The sequence below is a fragment of the Sinomicrobium weinanense genome, from assembly GCF_018863395.1.
GTDB classification, from domain to species: domain Bacteria; phylum Bacteroidota; class Bacteroidia; order Flavobacteriales; family Flavobacteriaceae; genus Sinomicrobium; species Sinomicrobium weinanense.
In genome coordinates this window covers 521,646-542,606 of the sequence record NZ_JAHKRR010000003.1, presented here as the reverse complement: position 1 = coordinate 542,606, position 20,961 = coordinate 521,646, and the positions used below count along the sequence as shown (strand labels likewise).

Sequence of the window (20,961 nt, the reverse complement as noted above, 5' to 3'; positions counted from 1 at the left end):
TATGACGCTTCAGGAAATTTTTCCCTTTTTGAACCCTTTTATTGCCGAAATGCGTTAAATTTGTAGTAATATCAGCGGTTTTAAACATTTCAGTTTAGAATTGTTCTAAATAAATAAGTGAATTTTGTCATGGTTATAGAAGATAAAAATATCGCTATAAGTTCTGCTGATGAGATACAGCTCGAAGAAGGGTTTTCTATCTTAAGGCTTCAGAATGAAGAAAATACCGATCAGCACCTTATCAGGGAGATCGATTGCAGCTTTATCCAGTTTCACTTTTGCCTCCGGGGAAGTTCAAAATTCAATTTCAACGGGGGGCGATACCATCTCGAGGTAGGCGAAGAGCAGTCGCTGTTGTTGTACAACCCGCAGCGCGACTTGCCCATCGACCTGGAAATGGCGCCGAAATCACAGCTTGTCTCCGTACTGATCTCCATCAAGGAATTCCACTCGCTTTTTTCGCACGAAGCAGACTATATCCACTTTCTGAGCGAAGAGAACAAGGACAAAAAGTATTATAATGATGCGGAGATCACCCCGGCCATGACGGTGGTGCTCAACCAGATGATACACTACAACCTCCATGATTCGGTAAAAAGGCTGTACCTGAAGGGAAAGGCCTATGAACTGATGGGGCTGTATTTCAACAAACCCGAGGATGCCGATGTAGAGCAGTGCCCTTTCTTGGTAGATGAAGAAAATGTGGCCCGTATCAAAAAAGCCAAAGACATCATTATCGCCAATATGGCCGAGCCGCCCGGATTGGAAATCCTGGCCAATGAAGTGGGGCTGAACCTCAAAAAGCTGAAAACCGGGTTCAAGCAGATCTACGGGGATTCGGTATACAGCTTTCTCTTCGACTACAAGATGGAATATGCCCGAAAAATGCTCGAAGGAGGGGCGCATAATGTCAATGAAGTAGGGCTTAAGATAGGTTACAGTACTGCAAGTCATTTTATTGCGGCCTTTAAAAAGAAGTATGGAACTACACCTAAAAAATACCTGATGTCCCTTGCGGGATAAATGAAGAGGCTAAACACCATTTTATATCAGTAATGCGTTAAAACTGCCGGGCAAACTGCATAATCCATAACTAATTGCTAAATTTGAAATTCCTATCCATTTAAGAAATATAAACAAGATATTTAACCAGATTATATCGGAATGAAACTAACCCCAACCCTATTGGTCGTACTGCTTACTGCCATGTCATTTGGTCTCTATGCACAAAAGCAGCAAAGTGTACTGGTTTTTACCAAAACCGAAGGATTCCGCCACAAATCCATTGAAACGGGTGTGACACTGATAGAAAAACTCGGGCAGGAAAATCATTTCGATGTGGTTCATTCCGAAGACTCCACCCTTTTCAATAAGGATACCCTGTCACGCTACAATGCTGTAATATTTCTCAATACCACCGGTGATATACTGAACGAGGAACAACAAAGGGCCTTTGAGCTTTTTATGGAAAAAGGAGGAGGGTTTGTAGGGGTCCACGCCGCTACGGATACCGAATTCGACTGGCCCTGGTACGGCATGCTGGTCGGTGCGTATTTCGAGGATCACCCCAAGGTGCAGGAAGCTGTTGTCCAGGTAAAGATGCCCACACATTCTACCTGTTCTCATCTCGGGGAAACCTGGACAAGGACTGATGAATGGTATAACTTCAAAAATATCAATCCTAATATCAAGGTATTGCTCAACCTGGACGAATCGTCTTATGAAGGAGGTACCAACGGCAAGTCCCATCCTGTTGCGTGGTATCAGGAATTTGCCGGGGGGCGTTCTTTCTATACCGCAGGAGGACATACTGAAGAATCTTACAGTGAGGACGCTTTTGTAAAACATCTGCTCGAAGGGATCAAATATTGCCTTTACCGCTAAATGCCCGGACCATCTCTTAAACATTTTATAACATCTGTATCGATTTTACACATTATGTTAATAATAGTGTAAACTTTAGCTAACTCCATTGCAAGAGAGCTACAGTAGTTTTGTGCCCGTTAATAGCCAAAACTATGAAAAAACTATTGTTGACGTGCAGTATAGCACTGCTTGTCTCTGCCTATTCCTATGCCGAGGTAAGCGGGGTCCTGAAAGGACGTGTACTCGATGAAGACGATCTTCCGCTTCCGGGAGCTTCCGTACTCATTACATCCATAACCAAGGGAGCAGTTACAGACGTGGACGGTTTTTATACCATGACCGGCCTCGATGAAGGAACCTACGAAGTTTCGGTGTCTTACCTGGGATACAACACCCAGACCCAGACCGTAACCATAAAAGAGGGGCAAACCATAAGGCTGGATTTTAAAATGAAAATGCTTACCAATACCCTGGATGAGGTGGTGCTTTCCGGAATATACCTCAAAGGACAGGCCAAGGCCCTGAACAAGCAGAAGAACAACATGAATATCACCAATGTGGTCGCGGCCGACCAGGTAGGGAAATTTCCCGACGCCAATATAGGCGATGCCCTTAAACGGATCCCCGGTATAGCTATGCAGAATGATCAGGGCGAAGCCCGGGATATCATTGTGCGGGGAATGGCCCCGGAGCTGAATTCCGTAACTCTCAACGGCGACCGTATCCCATCGGCCGAAGGCGATAACAGGCGGGTGCAGATGGACCTTATCCCGGCCGATATGATACAGACCATAGAAGTGAACAAGGCCGTAACGCCCGATATGGAAGGCGATGCCATAGGAGGGTCCGTAAACCTGGTTACCCGTTCTGCCCCTTCCGGGTTCAGGGCTTCCGCAACACTCGGGGCAGGGACCAATCCTATCCGGGATAATACCCCCGTATATAACTTTTCGGGCATTATCGCCAACCGTTTCTTTAATGACAAGCTCGGTGTGGTGCTCAGCACTTCCTATAATTATAACAAATACGGCTCGGACAATGTGGAATTCGAATGGAAAAAAGACGATAGCGATAATCCGTTTGTCAATGAGCACGATATCCGGATATATGATGTGACCCGTATACGTAAAAGTATTTCCGCAAGCCTGGATTATGACCTCAGTGCCGATCACAAGCTCCATTTCAAAACCCTCTTTAACCACCGCAACGATTATGAGAACAGATACCGCCTTACCTTCAAGAGTATGGAAGACGAGGATGGCGACGGCATATACACTGCCGAAGTGAGAAGGCAGACCAAAGGAGGGAGTCACGACAATAAAAACGCCCGCCTGGAAAACCAGAAAATGTACAGGCTTTCCCTTGGCGGTGACCATATCCTGTTTGACGCCCTTGAGGCCGACTGGAACGTAAGCTGGGCACGGGCAAGCGAAAAAAGGCCCAACGAACGTTATATCGAATACGAACAGGAAGGCATAGAGCTTATCCAGGATTTCTCCCGGAATAAATTCCCTGTAATGGTTCCGGAAAACGGGGATTACAACGATCCCGCCCTGTTCGGGTTAAAGGAGCTGACCGAAGAGAACCAGGATACCAAAGAAGACAATTACACGGCCAGGGTCAATTTTAAAACAGCCCTGATCCGGGAAGGCGATTATGCCAGTTATATAAAGTTCGGCTATAAATACAACAAAAAGAAAAAGGACAGGGATAATGACTTCTTTGAATATACCTCCCTGAGCGGCGACCTGGAAAACATGAGCCGGGTTTCTTATGGCGATCATACCGTAAGCGGTTTTAAACCCGGCGGACGTTATGTATCCGGAAATCTTGTAGACAGGGGCTTTCTGAGTAATCTGGACCTGAACAATGGTAATTTGTTTGAAAAAGAACCCGTTTTGGATGAGTATATTACCGAAAACTACCGTGCCGAAGAAAGTATTCACGCGGCCTATGCCTTTATAGAGCAGGACCTGGGCAAACAGTTCTCATTTCTCGCCGGTTTCCGTTTTGAACATACAGGGATAGACTATACAGGTTACACTTTCGATGAAGAGACCGGAGAGACCCTTGAGGATGTGAAAGCTATTGAAGAAAGCAAATCGTACGGGAATTTCCTGCCCAACCTGCAATTAAAATATAAAGTTGCCGAAAATACCATCCTTCGCGCGGCATTTACCCAGACCATGGCGCGCCCCAATTATTACGACCTGGTCCCTTACCAGGCCATCAATTCGGACGATGCGGAGATCGCTGTCGGGAACCCGGACCTGGAGGCTACAAAATCCTATAATTTTGATATCTTCGGGGAGCACTATTTTTCGTCCGTAGGCATTGTTTCCGGTGGCGTGTTCTACAAGAACCTGAAAGATTATATCTATACTTATCGCGAACTGGGCTATACCATACCGGGATATGATGGGGTCTTCGAATTTTCACAACCCCGTAATGGCAGGGATGCCAAAGTGTACGGTTTTGAAGTGGCCTTTCAGCGCCGCCTCAATTTCCTGCCCGGATTTTTAAGAAACCTGAACCTCTATGCCAACTATACCTATACCGGTTCCGAAACCAACAGCGTGGAAGGGCGTGATGAGAAAACAGACCTGGCAGGTGCCGTAGAGCATATGCTCAACAGTTCCCTGTCTTACGAAACTGATAGAGTTTCACTGCGGATGTCCCTCAACCTGGCCGACGATTATATCGATGAATATGGCAGTGATACCTTCGAAGACAGCTATTACGACAGCCAGTTGTTCCTCGACTTTAACGCTTCTTACGCCATAAGCCCCAAATGGCGGATATTTGCCGAGGTAAAAAACATCACCAATCAGCCCCTGCGATACTATCAGGGCGTAAAAAACCGAACCCAACAGGTAGAATACTACGATTTTAACTGGAACATAGGCGTGAAATTTGATTTTTAACTGAATATTAAAGGGACCGATGACGGAAGACCGATGACAGGTGTATGTTTCGGTCACCCGTCATCGGTCCCCTGTCTAAAAAAACAAACAGATGAAAAAAACGATCTTAATATTAACCGTATCTGCTGCAATATTAACATCCTGCAAACGACAACCCGTAGAGACGCACGGCAGTGCGTCTCAAACCGGCAACGATAGTATTAGCCTGAAAAAGGACCAACCGGAGATCATAAACCTCATCGCCGATATGGAAACCGAACCCGTGGCCACAGGTGATGATGCCGCCGATGATGCCTGTATCTGGTATAACACAGCAACCCCCGAAGGTTCTACGATTATCGGAACAAACAAAAAACAGGGCCTGGTGGTGTATGACCTGAAAGGAAAACAGCTTTTCCAATACCCGGTGGGGCGGGTGAATAATGTGGATATCCGCGATGGTTTTGCTCTGGGCAGGGATACGGTAGCCCTGGTCGCTGCTACCAACCGTAGTGACAATACCATTTCGGTCTTTAAAGTCAACAAGGCGGATGGTTCATTGCAAAATGTGGCAGCACGCAAGCTGGTTTCCGAAATGCCCGAAGTATACGGTTTCGGAATGTACCGAAGCCCGGAAACCGGAAAGTTCTACGGATTTATCACCGGAAAGGAAGGTGAGGTAGAGCAATGGGAAATGTTTGCAAAAGGCGATAAGGTAGACGGTAAAATAGTGCGAAAGTTTCAGGTGGGCTCCCAGACCGAAGGGGTGGTAGCCGATGACCATCATGCCAAAGTATATATCGGTGAAGAAAATGTAGCCCTCTGGAAGTACGGCGCCGAACCCGGTGACGGAACGGAAAGGGAAAAAGTGGCCTCGGTGACCGATCGCAATATGAAAAGTGATTTTGAAGGCGTTACGATTTATCCGCAGGATGGTGGAAAAGGCTATGTGATCCTGTCGTCACAGGGCAATAATTCCTATGCGGTATTCGACCGGGAAGAAAACACCTATCTGGGCAGCTTTGCCCTGGTAGCTGGCGAAACTGTGGACGGCACCTACGACACGGATGGAATAGATGCCACAAGCCGTTATTTTAACGAAAAGTATCCGCAGGGATTTTTTATCGCCCAGGACGGTGCCAATACACAAGGTAAGGATACGCTGAACCAGAATTTTAAAGTGATAGACTGGAGAAAAGTAGCGGAAGGTTTGCATCTGGATAAACACTGACTATAATGCTATCGATAAAAAAATAAAGCCCCTTCCGTTTTAAACCTCAAATAATGCCTATTTTTATCCGAAAATTTAAACAACAGGATGAAGGGCGTTTTATTGGTAAATCTGGGTTCGCCGGATAGTACTGAAGTAAAGGATGTAAAGAAATATCTCGACGAGTTCTTAATGGACGAAAGGGTGATCGATGTCCCCTGGCTCCTGCGGGCATTTATCGTAAGGGGAATAATCCTGAGGACCCGCCCCAAAAATTCGGCCGAAGCCTATAAAAGGATCTGGTGGGAAGAAGGCTCTCCGCTTATTGTGCTGTCGGAGAGGTTGCAGGAAAAAGTACAGGAACTCGTGTCCGTACCTGTTGCCCTGGCCATGCGTTATGGCAATCCTTCCCTCGAATCCGGCCTGAAGGAGTTAAGGCAAAAGGGGGTGACAGAAGTGCTACTCGTACCGCTCTATCCGCAGTTTGCCATGGCCACTACGGAAACCATTTTGGTGCTGGCCGAGAAACTCCGGAAAAAACACTTTCCCGAAATGAGTTTTACCACCATGCCCGCCTTCTATAATCACCCCGATTATGTCCGGGTGCTTTCTGCCTCCGTACAGGAAGAATTACAGAACAGGGAATGGGATCACCTGCTGTTTTCCTATCACGGGGTGCCCGAAAGGCATATCAAAAAGTCAGATATCACCAAATCCCACTGTAAGATCGACGGGAGTTGCTGTAACAACCCCTCGCCGGCACATCGTTTCTGCTACCGCCACCAGTGTTATGAGACCACAAAACAGGTGGCATCATACCTGGGGCTAAAGGAAGGGACATATTCTACCTCGTTCCAGTCGCGCCTGGGTAAGGATCCCTGGTTGCAACCGTATACCGACCAGACCGTGGCCGGCTTTGCGGAAAAAGGGACCAAAAAAATGGCGATCGTCACTCCTGCCTTTGTTTCTGACTGCCTGGAAACCCTGGAAGAAATAGGAATGGAGGCCAAAGAGGATTTCCTGGAAAAAGGCGGGGAGGAATTTTATGTGATCCCCTGTTTAAACGACCGGGAAGACTGGGTAAAAGTATTGGCCCGGTGGATGGACGAATGGGCAGATCAATAAAATCTGACCGAAGCAGGGAAAAGAGCCACGATTAAAATATTTTTCATTCTGTTCCGACTGTATTAGAGGGACAAAAGATTATTTCTCCGGATCACGGGTCTCGTGTATCTGCTCTGTTTTTGTATGTTGTTTCCGGGAGTTTTTCGGGAAAAATTGCGAAATCACAGGTTATGTGCCGGGGATTCGGAAATTTGTCGCTCAACAAAAACATGATATGGCAAAGATTTCATCCAAAGATCTGGGAGACGAACCCATTGGCAAATTACTCGTAAAACAAGCTGTTCCGGCATCTATCGGTATATTGGTGATGTCGTTGAATATCCTTGTCGATACCATTTTCGTGGGCAACTGGATAGGTTCTACTGCCATAGCTGCCATTAACGTGGTGTTGCCGGTCTCGTTCTTTATCGCCGCATTGGGGATGGCCATTGGTATCGGTGGGGCTTCCATTATTTCCAGGGCCCTGGGGGCAAATAACCCGGAAAAGGCCCTGCGTACTTTTGGAAACCAGATCACCCTGACCCTTATCGTGACGCTCGCTTTTGTGGTAGCCGGACTGACTTTTGTGGATAGTATAGTCCTGGGGTTTGGAGGCAAGGGGAATATATTCGACCCCGCCAAGGTCTATTATATGATCGTATTGTATGGAGTACCCGTTCTGGCACTTTGCATGATGGGCAACAATGTCATCAGGGCCGAAGGCAAACCCAAGTTTGGTATGGTGGCCATGATGATCCCTTCCGTCGGGAACCTGCTTTTCGATTATATATTGATCAACGTGCTGGATTACGGCATGTATGGTGCAGCCTGGGCGACCACAGGCTCTTATGTGCTGTGTTTTGCCTACATTGTGTGGTTTTTTCGCTCCGGGAACTCCGAACTGAAAATAAACTGGAAACACCTTGCCCTGAAGGGAGATATTGTAAAAGAGATAGGGGCACTGGGTTTTGTTACCCTGGCCAGGCAGGCGGTGGTGAGTATTACCTACCTCTTTATGAATAATATATTGTATCACATCGGTGGCGAGTCGTCGGTGACGGTCTATGCCATTATCGGAAGGATGCTGATGTTTGCGTTGTTCCCTGTGCTCGGCGTTACCCAGGGTTTCCTGCCCATAGCAGGGTTCAACTACGGGGCGCAGATGTATCAGCGGGTCATAGAGAGTATCAACATAGCTATAAAATATGCCGCTTTACTGGCTTTGCTGGTGTTTGCCTTTATTATGCTGTTTCCCGATGCCATCGTACGGGTGTTTACTACCGATGCCGATGTTGTGAGCCAGGCCCCTTCGGCTATGCGCTGGGTTTTTGCTGCTGTTCCGATCGTAGCCATACAGCTCATCGGGGCTGCCTATTTCCAGGCGGTGGGAAAAGCGGTGCCCGCACTTCTGCTAACCCTTACACGGCAGGGCTTCTTTTTTATCCCGCTCATTCTCATATTGCCGGAATTTTTGGGTGAACGGGGGGTGTGGATATCTTTTCCCATCGCGGATATATTGTCTACCCTGGTCACCGGGTTTTATCTGAACAGGGAAATAAGGTCAAAATTAAGGCCGAGTATTTCGGAAGATCTCTGATTGCTAAAAAAGTATCGAACCGGTTCATGGTGCGCTGACCAATACGGATATTATTCCTAAATTTAACCGAGTAAATAAGGGAAAGATGACAGAATACTATAATTATATAAAAGCACTGCACCTTATCTTTGTGATCACCTGGTTTGCAGGATTGTTCTACATTCCGCGGCTGTTCGTGTATCAGGTGGAGGCCTTTCAGAAACCGTCCCCCGAAAAGGAGATCCTGGGAAAACAGCTAAAGCTCATGGCCAAACGGTTGTGGTTTATCATTACCTGGCCATCCGCCATACTTGCCGTGATCTTTGCCGTATGGTTGCTCTTTCTTTTCCCTTCATGGCTGCAAGCGGGCTGGATGTACGTAAAGCTCTTCTTTGTATTGCTCCTTATCGGGTATCATGTAAAGACCCATCAGATATTTAAACAGTTGCAAAGAGATGAGGTAAAATATTCTTCCGGTTTTATGCGTATCTGGAACGAAGGGGCTACCATCCTGCTTTTTGCCATAGTTTTTCTCGTAATCCTGAAAAACAGCATCAACTGGATTTTCGGGGTGTTGGGCATTTTGGTGCTGGGTATATTGCTTATGCTGGGTATTAAGCTCTACAAACGTATAAGAGATAAGAATCCCGATGCATAGTCGGAGGTTCAACGTTCAATGCCTTACTCGGTCCCTGAGCGAAGCCGAAGGGCAAAGTTTGGTTCGAAATTTGGAACTTTAAACCTTAAATCTTAACCAGGTGGATAAAAGAATGTCATTAAGGCTGCGTATTTTCATCACCATGATATTGCTGGTGGTGGTGGCCTTTATACTTATTGCCGGGGTTACGATACTGCAATACAAACAGCAGGCCGAAGAATACCACAACGACCGGTTGCAGCACAAAGAAGACCAGGTGATTGCCAGTATAAACTACACCCTGGAAAACACGACCTGGCCGCCCACGACCGATAACCTGCAATATATCTTCAGGGATGAGATTTACAGAATATCTGACATACAGAACGTCCCCTTCAATATTTATGACCTGGACGGCAATCTTATCAAAAGCTCCAAACCCTATATCGAAGAGGACTCCACGGCCCTTCAGCTGAACGACACCATTCTCAATGCGATCGCCATGAGCCCGTACAAGCGGTATGTGGAGAAACATATTGTTGCAGGCGACCGTTTCCGTGCTTCCTATTCCTATATTACCGATATGCGGTTTAAGCCTATCGGGATACTCAATATACCGTATTTTGAAAACGACTCTTTTAACAACCGTGAACTCCGCTCCTTTTTGTTGCGGTTGGGAGGAGTGTATGTATTTATCCTTATTGTGGCCATTTTCCTGGCCTATATCATTTCCAAATACATCACCCGGTCCCTGAAAACTGTCAGCAACAAAATGCAGAAGACCAAGTTTAGTTCCGGGGCGGCCAACAAGAGGATAGTGCTGGAACATGCCAGTGAGGAGATATACAACCTGGTCAATGCCTATAACGGCATGGTGGATGCCCTGGAAGAAAGTGCCATAAAACTGGCCCGGAGCGAAAGAGAACAGGCCTGGCGCGAAATGGCCCGGCAGGTGGCCCATGAGATCAAGAACCCGTTAACGCCCATGCGTCTAAGTGTTCAGAGTTTCCAGAAAAAATTCGATCCTTCCGATCCGGACATGGAGAAAAAACTCAACGAATTTTCCAGGACCCTCATCCAGCAGATCGATACCATGAGCAGTATAGCTTCTGCCTTTTCCAATTTTGCCAGCATGCCTGCCCAGCAGAACGAGACCCTGAATGTGGTAAAGATCGTAAGGCTGGCCCTGGACATTTTTACGGAAGATTATATTTCGTTTATTACCCACGAAGACAAGATCATTGCCAGGCTGGACCGCACACAACTTATCCGGGTTATCACCAACCTGGTAAAAAACGCCATACAGTCCATCCCGGAAGGCAAGGAACCCAAAGTAGTGGTTTCCGTATTTTCGGAAGGGCAGAAGGTTAAGATCACCGTGGCAGACAATGGCTGCGGTATAGCCGACGAAAACCGCGACAAGATATTCGAGCCCAAGTTTACTACAAAGACCAGTGGTATGGGCCTCGGCCTTGGGATGGTAAAGAATATTGTAGAAAACTATAAAGGAAGCATTAACTTTACCTCCCTGCCCGGTAAAGGCACCGTATTTACCATCGTTTTCCCTAAGGAGTAGAGACGCACGGCCGTGGGTCTCAACAAGAAAAGAGGCCGTGCGTCTCTACCGAAACAGACCAAAAAAACAAAGCAATATTTTGAACGATATGGAAGAATACAAAAATATTTACGTAGAGGAAGACAACGGCATAGCGTTTATTACCATAGACCGCCCTGCAAAACTCAACGCGCTGAACAGGGCCACGATCGAAGAACTGCACGATGCCTTTAAGGAAAATGACGAAGACCCCGATATCAGGGCCATTATTATTACCGGAAACGGAGAAAAAGCCTTCGTTGCCGGAGCCGATATCTCCGAATTTGCTCATTTTTCGGTCAAAGAAGGAGAAGCTCTTGCCGCAAAAGGCCAGGAAATGCTTTTTGACCTGGTAGAGAACCTGTCTACCCCCGTAATTGCCGCGGTAAACGGCTTTGCACTCGGAGGCGGGCTGGAACTGGCTATGGCCTGTCATTTTCGCATAGCCTCGCAAAACGCCAGGATGGGGCTTCCGGAAGTATCCCTCGGCGTGATCCCCGGATATGGCGGTACACAGCGGCTACCTCAGCTTGTAGGCAAGGGAAAGGCCCTGGAAATGATTATGACTGCCGGAATGATAAATGCAGAAGAAGCAAAAGATTACGGCCTAGTAAACCATGTGGTCTCACAGGAAGAACTATTGGATTTTTGCGAGAATATAGCCCTGAAGATCAGCAAAAATTCCGGAGTGGCCATAGCTGCTGCAATACGGGCGGTCAATGCCGGGTATAAAGACGGAGTGGATGGTTATCGTGCAGAAATAAAGGCCTTCGGAAACTGTTTTGGTACTGAAGATTTTAAAGAAGGGACTACCGCTTTTCTGGAAAAAAGGAAGGCCGTATTTCCCGGAAAGTAACGACCGTGTTGTAATAACTCTAAGGGAGAATAATATTGAGGGTGCCTGAAAAGTAGCATTTACGTCAACCTGACCGGTATAGGAGGGTTCAGAATGACATGGCATAGGACTTTTTGGGCACCCTCGTTTTTACAGGATATACCAGGACTTTATACCTGGAAAACATACCTACTCCAGAGACTTTGAAACGGCAAAACTGTCTTCCAATAGCCTGTACTTAACAATCTTGTTATTTTCCACAACCAAATGAATGAAGAAAATTGATTCGACTATTTTACCTGTTGGTACCATTTTGGTAATAAATTCTCCTGCAATTACGGCTTCTGACCGGTCAATGAAGATCTTAGAGATATTCGCCATCTGAGGCTCGGTATTTGACCATAACAACGTAAAAAGGTCTTTAAGTTCCTGCCTGTTGTTTCGTTTACCCAGCCATTTTGCTTTTGATGTATCTCCCGGAATGTACCAATCTACCTTGTCGGAAAATAAGTTTATTAACTGATCTAACGCTCTTTTGCTTAAAAATTCGAGAAAATTCTCAACAACCGTTTTTGTAGCATTCATAATATACGGGTAAAATTGATTTAAACTTTTATGTTTAAAGGGTCACCAGGATTTTGGTTTGATCGATAGTGACGCATAGATATTCGTGAGATTTGCCGTGTTGACTGTGTCATAAGTCGTCGTTTTTTGACTCCCACGCTCTAAAACACGCAATAAGTGAATTTACGTTCCGGATCTTTTCACTGCTGTTGCTTGCAGAAATGCCATTAATCCAACCCAGGCGGCAACTCCGATCATCATGAATGAGCCCCAGCCGCTTATTTTTGAAAATAGGATCGCTACGCAAATGAAGCTGGCAACCACCCAGGTGATATCCAGCCCTATGATGGTTTTTACACGGTTTATCCTTATCGGGTTCCCCAAAGCGGTGAAGCCTGTAAATGCCGAAAACAATATCAGGAATATCCCGACCTCTGTAAATGGCAGTGTTTCGGATACCTGGAAAATGGTAGCAAATACGGTTGGAACTACGGATAATATTAATCCTGTAATTCCTGAGCTGATCGCATTAACGAGCAAAATTGTTTTTAGTTTCATCTGTTCTTTTTTTATTGGTTTAAATTAGTCAGTACCTGCCCCGACCAATGTCGGGATGGAATTCGCCATAGAACATTTTCGGTTAGTGTCAACTTAATTTTGTCATGGCTCATTTCATATCAAATATCTTTTTTACAAAACTACTTTTGAAACGAGGGTTATTCATTACCATTTCACGACAAGGTGTTATCATTTTGCGACAAGCTATTGTAATCTCTCCAAACCTGTTGGTATATTTGCCGTATGAATTATAAAAGAACATTTCTTCAGGCATTTATGATATTTTGTGAAGAACGAAATATCGACATACAAAAGTTAGCGGAGCTTTCGGGATTTTCAATCCGGGATCTGAATTCAAAACCGGATTTTACGTTGAGCAATCAACAAATGGAAACCTTATGGGGGAATGCCATACAGATTTCCAGGGATGAACTGATCGGTTTTCGTTTTGGAGCAGCCATGCAGTTAGCTGCGTTAAATATTGTCGGGCAGATCATTCAAACCAGTAATACGGTTAAGCAAGCCTTATTGAATGCAAGTTCGCTTATTCACCTCTTTACCGATTTCTATACCATGAAAATAGAGGAAAAGGAAAAAACGTTTTCAATCGTTTTCAGGAAAAATAATAAGTATAAAAACTTTGCGACCTCCTTTGGCCAGATGGGAGACTTTCTTGTTGCATTAACGGTTCACGAATTAAAAGGCTTGCTATTACAGCAACCAAAGCCTTTAAGAGTAACAATGCCTTCGTTCAAAGAAAAATGGCAAAACGATTATTTGGAAATCCTGGATTGTCCTGTCCGTAAAAAAGAGTACTATGCTTTGGATTTTGACAAGGCATATCTGAAAACAAAAATAATTACGGGAAATTATGAATTGCAGCAGCTATTATTAAATCAGGTAGCGGAATTAAAAAATACGTTTGCGGATAAAGGGTCTTTCTCTACGGCCATTTTCAATTACCTGATCAGCAACTCGTATCTGTATTCATTATCAGCAGAATCCGTAGCTACCAATTTTAATATAAGCGTTCGAACATTGCAACGCAGGTTAAAGGACGAAGGGGCCTCTTATATCCAGATTGTCGAAGAAGTCAGAAAAACATTGGCAATTCAATATTTAAGAAGTGATATTGCATCTGTAAAAGAAATCTCTAATATATTGGGATATGCAGAAGTAAGCGGATTTGTCAGGGCTTTCAAAAAATGGACAGGCCGGTCCCCGTCCTTGTTTTTAGAAAATAAAAACTGACAGTTCAGGCACAAAGATTGGCTGCGGATGACAGGCTTGTTGTTTCCGGTAATATTATTTATGTAACTCCAGCAACCTCGCCACGTATTTCCCCACCACGTCAAACTCCAGGTTCACTTCGGTGCCGATTTTATAATTCCTGAAATTGGTGTGTTCATACGTATAGGGGATAATGGCCACGCTAAAGCTGTCAGGGCCTGAATCGACCACGGTGAGGCTTGTGCCGTCTATGGTGATGGACCCTTTTTCTATGGTGATATTATTGGAAGAAGCGTCATAGGTAAAAGTGAACAGCCAGCTACCGTTGACGTTCTTGATGTCAGAACACATTGCGGTTTGGTCTACATGCCCCTGGACGATATGCCCGTCCAGCCTGTCGCCCAGCTTCATGGCGCGTTCGAGGTTTACGGTGTCCCCTTTTTTCAACTGCCCCAGGCACGACCTTTCCAGGGTTTCCCGGATGGCTGTTACGGTATATTCATCACCGTTTACAGACACTACCGTAAGGCAAACGCCATTATGCGAAACACTCTGGTCTATTTTTAGTTCAGATGCGATATTACTTTTAATGGAAATGTGCAAATTGTCCTTTTCCGGTGCGAGATTTGTCACCGTTCCGAATTCTTCAACGATCCCTGTGAACATTCTTTCGTATTTATTGGTTAATTTTGCTATGTAAAAGTAAGGAATAATAAAACTACCCTATACCGTTACTTTTATAAAATTTTGATAAATATAATCGGGTCTTTAATAAATGATTTAATGAGATCGAAGGCCGGAGACGGTTGACGGGTGCATGCATCGGTCATCAGATATCGGTCTTCTGCCCAAAAAATACAGAAGTATGAAAGTGAAAAACAATATACGTGTCGGCATTTCTATCGGAGATATTAACGGGATAGGCGGTGAAATAGTGCTCAAAACCTTTGAAGACAGTCGTATGCTGGAGTTTTGTACTCCGGTGATCTTTGCCTCCAACAAGGTTATCGCTTTCCAGAAGAAGCATTTCGGGCTGGAGATCAATTACAACGGGGTGCAGGAAGCCTCCCAGGTCGTGGACGGTAAAGTCAATATTGTCAATATCTCAAAAAACGCCCCGAAAATAGAGTTCGGAAAAGAAACACCCGAGGCCGGAAAATATGCACTACTGTCCCTGAAAGCGGCTGTTGAAGCACTGAAAGCTGATGAGGTAGATGTGCTGGTCACTGCACCGATAAACAAACACAACATACAGTCTGAGGAATTTCACTTCCCCGGGCATACCGATTACCTGGCCGAAGAACTCGGTGGCGAAGCCCTGATGTTCATGGTCACTGAAGACCTGAAAGTGGGATTGATGACCGACCATATCGCCGTAAAAGATGTGAGCGAGAACATAACGAGAGACCTTATCCTCAAAAAAACAGGTAAAATACACGATTCGCTGGTACGTGACTTCCGTATCCGCAAACCCAGGATCGCTGTATTGGGCATCAATCCGCACAGTGGTGACAACGGGGTTATAGGAAAAGAGGACGACACTGTGCTGAAACCGGTGATCAAAGAACTCTTTGAAATGGGCATGATGGTTTTCGGCCCGTATTCGGCCGACAGCTTTTTCGGTTCGGAGAACTACAAAAAGTTCGATGCCATCCTGGCAGCTTATCACGACCAGGGGCTGATCCCTTTCAAGACCCTTTCTTTCGGTAAAGGAGTAAACTATACTGCCGGGCTCGACAGGGTAAGGACCTCTCCCGACCACGGTACGGCCTACGAGATCGCAGGCAAGGGCACAGCAGACTTCCAGTCGTTCAAGGAAGCGGTTTTTACGGCCTTGCACATTTATAGGAATCGCGAAGAATACAAGAAGATAAGTGCCAATCCGCTTAAAAAATCGTCGGTGAACACCAAATAAACAGGGGGGGCTGAAATACAGGATACATAGAAAGTTAATGAAATTGTTAATCCGCAGGTTTTACGACGATTTTCAGTTTTCTTTATGTAAATTTGACTATAACAAAGCCGGACGACCGGCATAAAACTTTAAAATATCTGGTTTAACCTTGGTTTTTTTCGCGGGAGATCTCCGGGAAAATAAAAATGGAGGCAAAAAATCCGGATAGTAAGTTGGTCATTAATAAAAATTTATATCTTTGCACACCCGTTCCCGGCGCCTAAGGCTTTTGGAATGAGATGCAAAGGCAAACTGATGTTTAAAATGAAGAAGTTCAAGGAGTTCGATATTCCTTTTGCTGGGTTAAAGCAGGGAGAGCACCGGTTTGATTATCATGTCGATAATTTGTTCTTTGAAGGTTTTGACTATACCGACTTTAACGATGCATCGCTGAAGGTAGGTGTAGTCTTGCACAAAAAAAGCAATATGCTGGAGTTTGGGTTCAATACAAAAGGAACGGTAAATGTAAACTGCGACCTTTCTAACGAACCTTTTGACCTGGAAATAAAAGGAGATCTGGATCTTATCGTAAAGTTTGGAGAAGAATATAACGATGAGAGCGAAGAAGTACTTATCCTGCCCCATGGTGAACACCAGGTCAATGTAGCACAGTATATCTATGAAATGGTCGTGCTTTCCGTTCCGGCCAAAAAAGTGCACCCTGGAATAGAAGACGGTAGCCTGGATTCCGATATTGTTCGGAAACTGAAAGAGCTGGAACCCGGTGAAGCAAAAGCGAAGAAAGAAGAAACAGATCCCAGATGGGATGAATTAAAAAAACTGTTAACGGATAAATAAGAAAACAAAATTTTTTAAAATAAACAAAAATGGCACATCCTAAAAGAAGACAGTCTAGTACGAGAAGAGATAAAAGAAGAACGCACTACAAGGCGACTGCTCCTCAAATTGCCGTAGATTCCACTACCGGAGAAGCTCACCTGTATCACAGAGCTCACTGGCACGAAGGTAAGTTGTACTACAGAGGCAAAGTGTTGATCGATAATACTGCCGAAGAGGTAGCATAGTAATAACGGTCTGAAAAAAGGTAAAACTCTCACGATGTGAGGGTTTTTTTTATGAGGAAATATTTTTCTAAATAGTAAAAACCAACTATTTTGCACCAGAATTCAAAGAAAATTAATAATTTCACACAGTTTAAGCCTCTTCGTCTGTGAATAAATGAAGAAGAGGTTTAAAGAAAGACGGTTTGATTGAATTTTGGTTTGAAAGCAAAAATTAACATAGAAAATACCGGGACTGAATGATCTTCATATCCGAAACGGAGAAAAGAGACATTGAAGGGGGTATGATTTTTACATTGATTTTTCTTCGGTTTCGTGGTTTTGGTATAAATGAAATTAAACTATGGGTAGAAAAACAGCAGCAATCACCGCTGTAGGAGCATACGTTCCGGATTTTGTGTTATCTAATCAGATCTTGGAAACCATGGTGGAGACCAATGACGAATGGATAACGACAAGAACAGGTATAAAAGAAAGGCGTATACTCAAAGGAGAAGGTAAAGGAACTTCATATCTTGCCATAAAAGCTGCAAAAGACCTTATCGACAAGGCAAAAATAAATCCTGAAGACATAGATCTGGTGATCATGGCAACTGCTACGCCCGACCTGCTGGTGGCTTCCACAGGAGCCTATGTGGCCACTGAGATCGGAGCCGTGAATGCATTTTCCTACGATTTGCAGGCGGCATGTTCCAGCTTTTTATTTGGCATGTCCACTGCGGCCAGCTATATCGAATCCGGAAGGTATAAAAAAGTATTGCTTATCGGTGCGGACAAGATGTCGTCTATTATAGACTATACCGATCGCACCACCTGTATCATATTCGGTGACGGCGCCGGGGCAGTCCTCTTTGAACCCAATGAAGAAGGGCTGGGGCTGCAGGATGAATACCTGAGGTCTGACGGACAGGGAAGGGCATACCTGAATATGGAGGCCGGAGGGTCCCTGTTGCCCGCTTCCGAAGAGACCGTGAAGAACAAGCAGCACTTTGTTCACCAGGACGGGAAAACCGTCTTTAAGTTCGCCGTTTCCAATATGGCCGACGTTGCAGAGAAGATCATGACAAAGAACAACCTGACCCGGGAAGATGTGCAATGGCTCGTACCTCACCAGGCCAACAAACGGATCATCGATGCTACCGCCGGAAGAATGAAGCTCGAAGCAGAAAAGGTCATGATAAACATTCAGAAATACGGAAATACCACCTCGGCAACACTTCCTCTCTTGCTGGCTGATTACGAAAAACAACTGAAAAAAGGAGATAACCTTATTTTTGCTGCTTTCGGAGGAGGGTTTACCTGGGGCTCCGTATATCTGAAATGGGCATATAACCCCCGGTAATGACCGATTGAGGTAAGGAGGTAATCGGTAAACAGTAATCAGTGTATTAACCGAACACCGATTACTGAACACCGGACCCCGGGAAGTGGGAAAAAGAGACTAAAAACTAACAAAACAAATAATCATGAATTTAAAAGAAATTCAAAATCTGATCAAATTTGTAGCCAAATCGGGTGCCAGTGAGGTGAAGCTGGAGATGGATGATATAAAGATCACCATCAAGACAGGCACGGAAGGCAGTTCGTCAGAAACCGCGTTTATACAGCAGGTGCCGGTTGCTCCTACAGCTGCCGTACCCCAACAACCTGGACAGCAGCAAGCCCAGGAGCCTGCAGTTCCTGCCAAACCGGGCGAAGAGGCCCCGGCAGAAAGCGATAACGATAAATACATCACTATAAAGTCTCCCATCATAGGAACCTTTTACCGAAAACCATCTCCGGATAAACCGTCTTTTGTAGAAGTAGGAAGCACGGTGAGCCAGGGCGATGTGTTATGTGTTATAGAGGCGATGAAACTGTTCAATGAAATAGAGTCTGAAGTTTCCGGTAAGATCGTAAAAGTGTTAGTAGACGACTCTTCTCCGGTGGAATTCGATCAGCCTCTGTTTTTAGTTGACCCATCATAAGAAATTTTATCCTTCGACACTTCAACTGCGTTCAGTGCAGGCAAGCTCAGGATGACTTTTGAATTCAAAATAAAAGTTTCAGCAGATGTTTAAAAAAATACTAATAGCGAACCGAGGGGAGATTGCGCTTCGTGTTATTCGTACCTGTAAAGAAATGGGGATAAAAACGGTAGCTGTCTATTCTACGGCAGATGCCGACAGCCTGCACGTGCGTTTTGCCGACGAAGCGGTTTGCATAGGCCCTCCCCCGAGCAATTTGTCCTACCTGAAGATGTCCAACATCATAGCGGCTGCCGAGATTACCAATGCAGACGCCATACACCCCGGGTATGGATTTCTTTCCGAGAATGCCAAGTTTTCCAAGATTTGTGCAGAACACGACATAAAATTCATAGGAGCCTCTGCCGAGATGATCGAAAGAATGGGAGACAAAGCCTCGGCCAAAGCTACCATGAAAGAAGCGGGAGTGCCTACGGTGCCCGGTTCTGAGGGCATCCTGGAATCTTACGAAGAAGCGAATAAACTGGCCGGAGATATGGGCTATCCCGTAATGCTTAAGGCTACCGCAGGAGGCGGAGGAAAAGGAATGCGTGCCGTCTGGAAGGAAGAAGACCTCAAAAAGGCCCTGGAGAGCGCTCAGCAGGAAGCCGCCGCTGCATTTGGCAATGACGGGATGTATATGGAAAAGCTCATCGAAGAGCCCAGGCATATAGAGATCCAGGTCGTCGGCGATGCCTATGGCAAAGCCTGCCACCTTTCTGAAAGGGATTGCTCCGTACAAAGGCGCCATCAGAAACTTACAGAAGAAACCCCTTCGCCCTTTATGACCGATGAACTCCGGGACAAAATGGGAGAAGCAGCCGTCAAGGCGGCAGAATATATAAAATATGAAGGTGCGGGCACCGTAGAATTTCTCGTAGACAAACACCGCAACTTCTACTTCATGGAAATGAATACCCGTATTCAGGTAGAACACCCTATCACCGAACAGGTCATAGATTACGACCTGATACGCGAACAGATACTGGTAGCGGCAGGAGTGCCGATCTCCGGTAAGAACTACACACCCAAACTGCATTCCATCGAATGCAGGATAAATGCAGAAGACCCCTACAACGATTTTCGTCCTTCACCCGGAAGGATCACCACATTACACGCGCCGGGAGGACATGGTGTGCGACTGGATACCCACGTATACAGCGGGTATGTTATTCCGCCGAATTACGATTCTATGATCGCCAAGCTCATCACTACGGCACAGACCAGGGACGAGGCCATAAATAAAATGAAACGGGCCCTGGACGAATTTGTCATAGAAGGCGTAAAGACCACGATACCCTTTCACAGGCAGTTGATGGATCATCCCGATTATATCGCAGGGAACTATACCACCAAATTTATGGAAGATTTCGAAATGAAACCTGTGGAGGAAGAGTAAATATAGAAACTAAAATGTTTTTATAATACATAAAAGAAGGCTATAAGGCCCGGACACCTGGTGTGCTCCGGGTTTTGTTTTTTAGCATGAATTCCTCGGCATAAGCTAAAAGCATCACCTCGGGAAGTGTTGACCGTAAAAACAAAGTGAGATGCAGGGGTTATATCTCGTATTTATCCAGGATGTCCTCCAGCCTTTTTTGAAGGGTATTGATGTCCAGATCGCCTTGGTCATAGCTTTCCAGTTCTTCGTATATTTCCATGCACTTGTTTATTTCGTGCTTTATTTCATCCGGGAGTTTTTCCAGTTCGTTCCTGTGTTTGTCAATCATAATTCGGTTGTTGCTATAATAGTTGTCACTGCCCGTATAAAAAGAAATACGGGACCTCATTAGTGGGTCAATGGTTGTTTGGAACAATAGAATATCCCGGTGCAATGGAGTTCCAGGCACCTGCGAAGCTACGGGGTAGTATATCACTTCGGGGAAGGGGCTGTTATATATG

At 45.3% G+C, this 20,961-nt stretch carries 20 protein-coding genes; 16 read left to right on the top strand and 4 right to left on the bottom strand.

Going from position 1 to position 20,961, the window contains the following annotated elements:
* Window positions 1-129: 129 nt before the first annotated feature.
* From KN811_RS11865 to KN811_RS11825, 9 genes are all read left to right on the top strand, one after another.
* A complete protein-coding gene (locus KN811_RS11865; protein WP_187963773.1) occupies window positions 130-1,023 on the top strand; it encodes an AraC family transcriptional regulator in 894 nt (297 codons plus the stop codon).
* A 141-nt stretch (window positions 1,024-1,164) separates the two neighbouring features.
* Window positions 1,165-1,884 carry a ThuA domain-containing protein gene (locus KN811_RS11860; RefSeq protein ID WP_187963772.1) on the top strand — a complete coding sequence of 240 codons (720 nt, stop codon included), beginning with the start codon at window positions 1,165-1,167 and terminating at the stop codon, window positions 1,882-1,884.
* Window positions 1,885-2,018: 134 nt separating this feature from the next.
* Window positions 2,019-4,790 carry a TonB-dependent receptor gene (locus KN811_RS11855; RefSeq protein ID WP_187963771.1) on the top strand — a complete coding sequence of 924 codons (2,772 nt, stop codon included), beginning with the start codon at window positions 2,019-2,021 and terminating at the stop codon, window positions 4,788-4,790.
* 91 nt (window positions 4,791-4,881) lie between these two features.
* A complete protein-coding gene (locus KN811_RS11850; RefSeq protein WP_187963770.1) occupies window positions 4,882-6,000 on the top strand; it encodes a phytase in 1,119 nt (372 codons plus the stop codon).
* A gap of 87 nt (window positions 6,001-6,087) precedes the next feature.
* Complete coding sequence (gene hemH / locus KN811_RS11845; protein ID WP_187963769.1) at window positions 6,088-7,104, top strand: ferrochelatase; 1,017 nt, start codon at window positions 6,088-6,090, stop codon at window positions 7,102-7,104.
* 214 nt (window positions 7,105-7,318) lie between these two features.
* Window positions 7,319-8,680 (top strand): MATE family efflux transporter, encoded by a 1,362-nt coding sequence (locus tag KN811_RS11840; RefSeq protein ID WP_187963768.1) that lies wholly within the window; start codon window positions 7,319-7,321, stop codon window positions 8,678-8,680.
* 85 nt (window positions 8,681-8,765) lie between these two features.
* Entirely contained in the window at window positions 8,766-9,317 is a 552-nt protein-coding gene (locus tag KN811_RS11835) for a CopD family protein (RefSeq protein WP_187963767.1), read from the top strand.
* A gap of 142 nt (window positions 9,318-9,459) precedes the next feature.
* Entirely contained in the window at window positions 9,460-10,872 is a 1,413-nt protein-coding gene (locus KN811_RS11830; RefSeq protein ID WP_187963867.1) for a sensor histidine kinase, read from the top strand.
* 88 nt (window positions 10,873-10,960) lie between these two features.
* Window positions 10,961-11,746 carry an enoyl-CoA hydratase/isomerase family protein gene (locus KN811_RS11825; RefSeq protein WP_187963766.1) on the top strand — a complete coding sequence of 262 codons (786 nt, stop codon included), beginning with the start codon at window positions 10,961-10,963 and terminating at the stop codon, window positions 11,744-11,746.
* Window positions 11,747-11,914: 168 nt separating this feature from the next.
* On the opposite strand, the gene KN811_RS11820 is transcribed toward KN811_RS11825, so the two are convergent.
* Window positions 11,915-12,310, bottom strand: coding sequence for a nuclear transport factor 2 family protein (locus KN811_RS11820; RefSeq protein ID WP_187963765.1), 396 nt, complete (start codon window positions 12,308-12,310; stop codon window positions 11,915-11,917).
* 162 nt (window positions 12,311-12,472) lie between these two features.
* Window positions 12,473-12,847 carry a hypothetical protein gene (locus KN811_RS11815; protein ID WP_187963764.1) on the bottom strand — a complete coding sequence of 125 codons (375 nt, stop codon included), beginning with the start codon at window positions 12,845-12,847 and terminating at the stop codon, window positions 12,473-12,475.
* A gap of 243 nt (window positions 12,848-13,090) precedes the next feature.
* Between KN811_RS11815 and KN811_RS11810 the strand changes: the two genes are divergently transcribed.
* Window positions 13,091-14,098, top strand: a complete 1,008-nt coding sequence (locus tag KN811_RS11810) for an AraC family transcriptional regulator ligand-binding domain-containing protein (RefSeq protein ID WP_187963763.1) — start codon at window positions 13,091-13,093, stop codon at window positions 14,096-14,098.
* 54 nt (window positions 14,099-14,152) lie between these two features.
* Here the strand turns inward: KN811_RS11810 and KN811_RS11805 are convergent, their stop codons facing one another.
* Window positions 14,153-14,743: a riboflavin synthase gene (locus KN811_RS11805; protein ID WP_187963762.1), complete on the bottom strand. Its 591-nt coding sequence runs from the start codon at window positions 14,741-14,743 to the stop codon at window positions 14,153-14,155.
* A gap of 199 nt (window positions 14,744-14,942) precedes the next feature.
* Between KN811_RS11805 and pdxA the strand changes: the two genes are divergently transcribed.
* The 6 genes from pdxA (at window position 14,943) to accC (ending at window position 20,458) form a co-directional block, all read left to right on the top strand.
* Window positions 14,943-15,992, top strand: a complete 1,050-nt coding sequence (gene pdxA / locus KN811_RS11800; RefSeq protein WP_187963761.1) for a 4-hydroxythreonine-4-phosphate dehydrogenase PdxA — start codon at window positions 14,943-14,945, stop codon at window positions 15,990-15,992.
* Window positions 15,993-16,295: 303 nt separating this feature from the next.
* Window positions 16,296-16,829 carry a YceD family protein gene (locus tag KN811_RS11795; RefSeq protein WP_187963760.1) on the top strand — a complete coding sequence of 178 codons (534 nt, stop codon included), beginning with the start codon at window positions 16,296-16,298 and terminating at the stop codon, window positions 16,827-16,829.
* A 29-nt stretch (window positions 16,830-16,858) separates the two neighbouring features.
* Entirely contained in the window at window positions 16,859-17,056 is a 198-nt protein-coding gene (gene rpmF, locus KN811_RS11790; protein WP_187963759.1) for a 50S ribosomal protein L32, read from the top strand.
* 340 nt (window positions 17,057-17,396) lie between these two features.
* Window positions 17,397-18,395 (top strand): beta-ketoacyl-ACP synthase III, encoded by a 999-nt coding sequence (locus KN811_RS11785; protein WP_187963758.1) that lies wholly within the window; start codon window positions 17,397-17,399, stop codon window positions 18,393-18,395.
* Window positions 18,396-18,519: 124 nt separating this feature from the next.
* Window positions 18,520-19,020, top strand: a complete 501-nt coding sequence (gene accB, locus KN811_RS11780) for an acetyl-CoA carboxylase biotin carboxyl carrier protein (RefSeq protein ID WP_187963757.1) — start codon at window positions 18,520-18,522, stop codon at window positions 19,018-19,020.
* An 85-nt stretch (window positions 19,021-19,105) separates the two neighbouring features.
* Window positions 19,106-20,458 carry an acetyl-CoA carboxylase biotin carboxylase subunit gene (gene accC / locus KN811_RS11775; RefSeq protein WP_187963756.1) on the top strand — a complete coding sequence of 451 codons (1,353 nt, stop codon included), beginning with the start codon at window positions 19,106-19,108 and terminating at the stop codon, window positions 20,456-20,458.
* A 160-nt stretch (window positions 20,459-20,618) separates the two neighbouring features.
* Here the strand turns inward: accC and KN811_RS11770 are convergent, their stop codons facing one another.
* Window positions 20,619-20,789, bottom strand: a complete 171-nt coding sequence (locus tag KN811_RS11770; protein WP_187963755.1) for a hypothetical protein — start codon at window positions 20,787-20,789, stop codon at window positions 20,619-20,621.
* Window positions 20,790-20,961 lie beyond the last annotated feature (172 nt).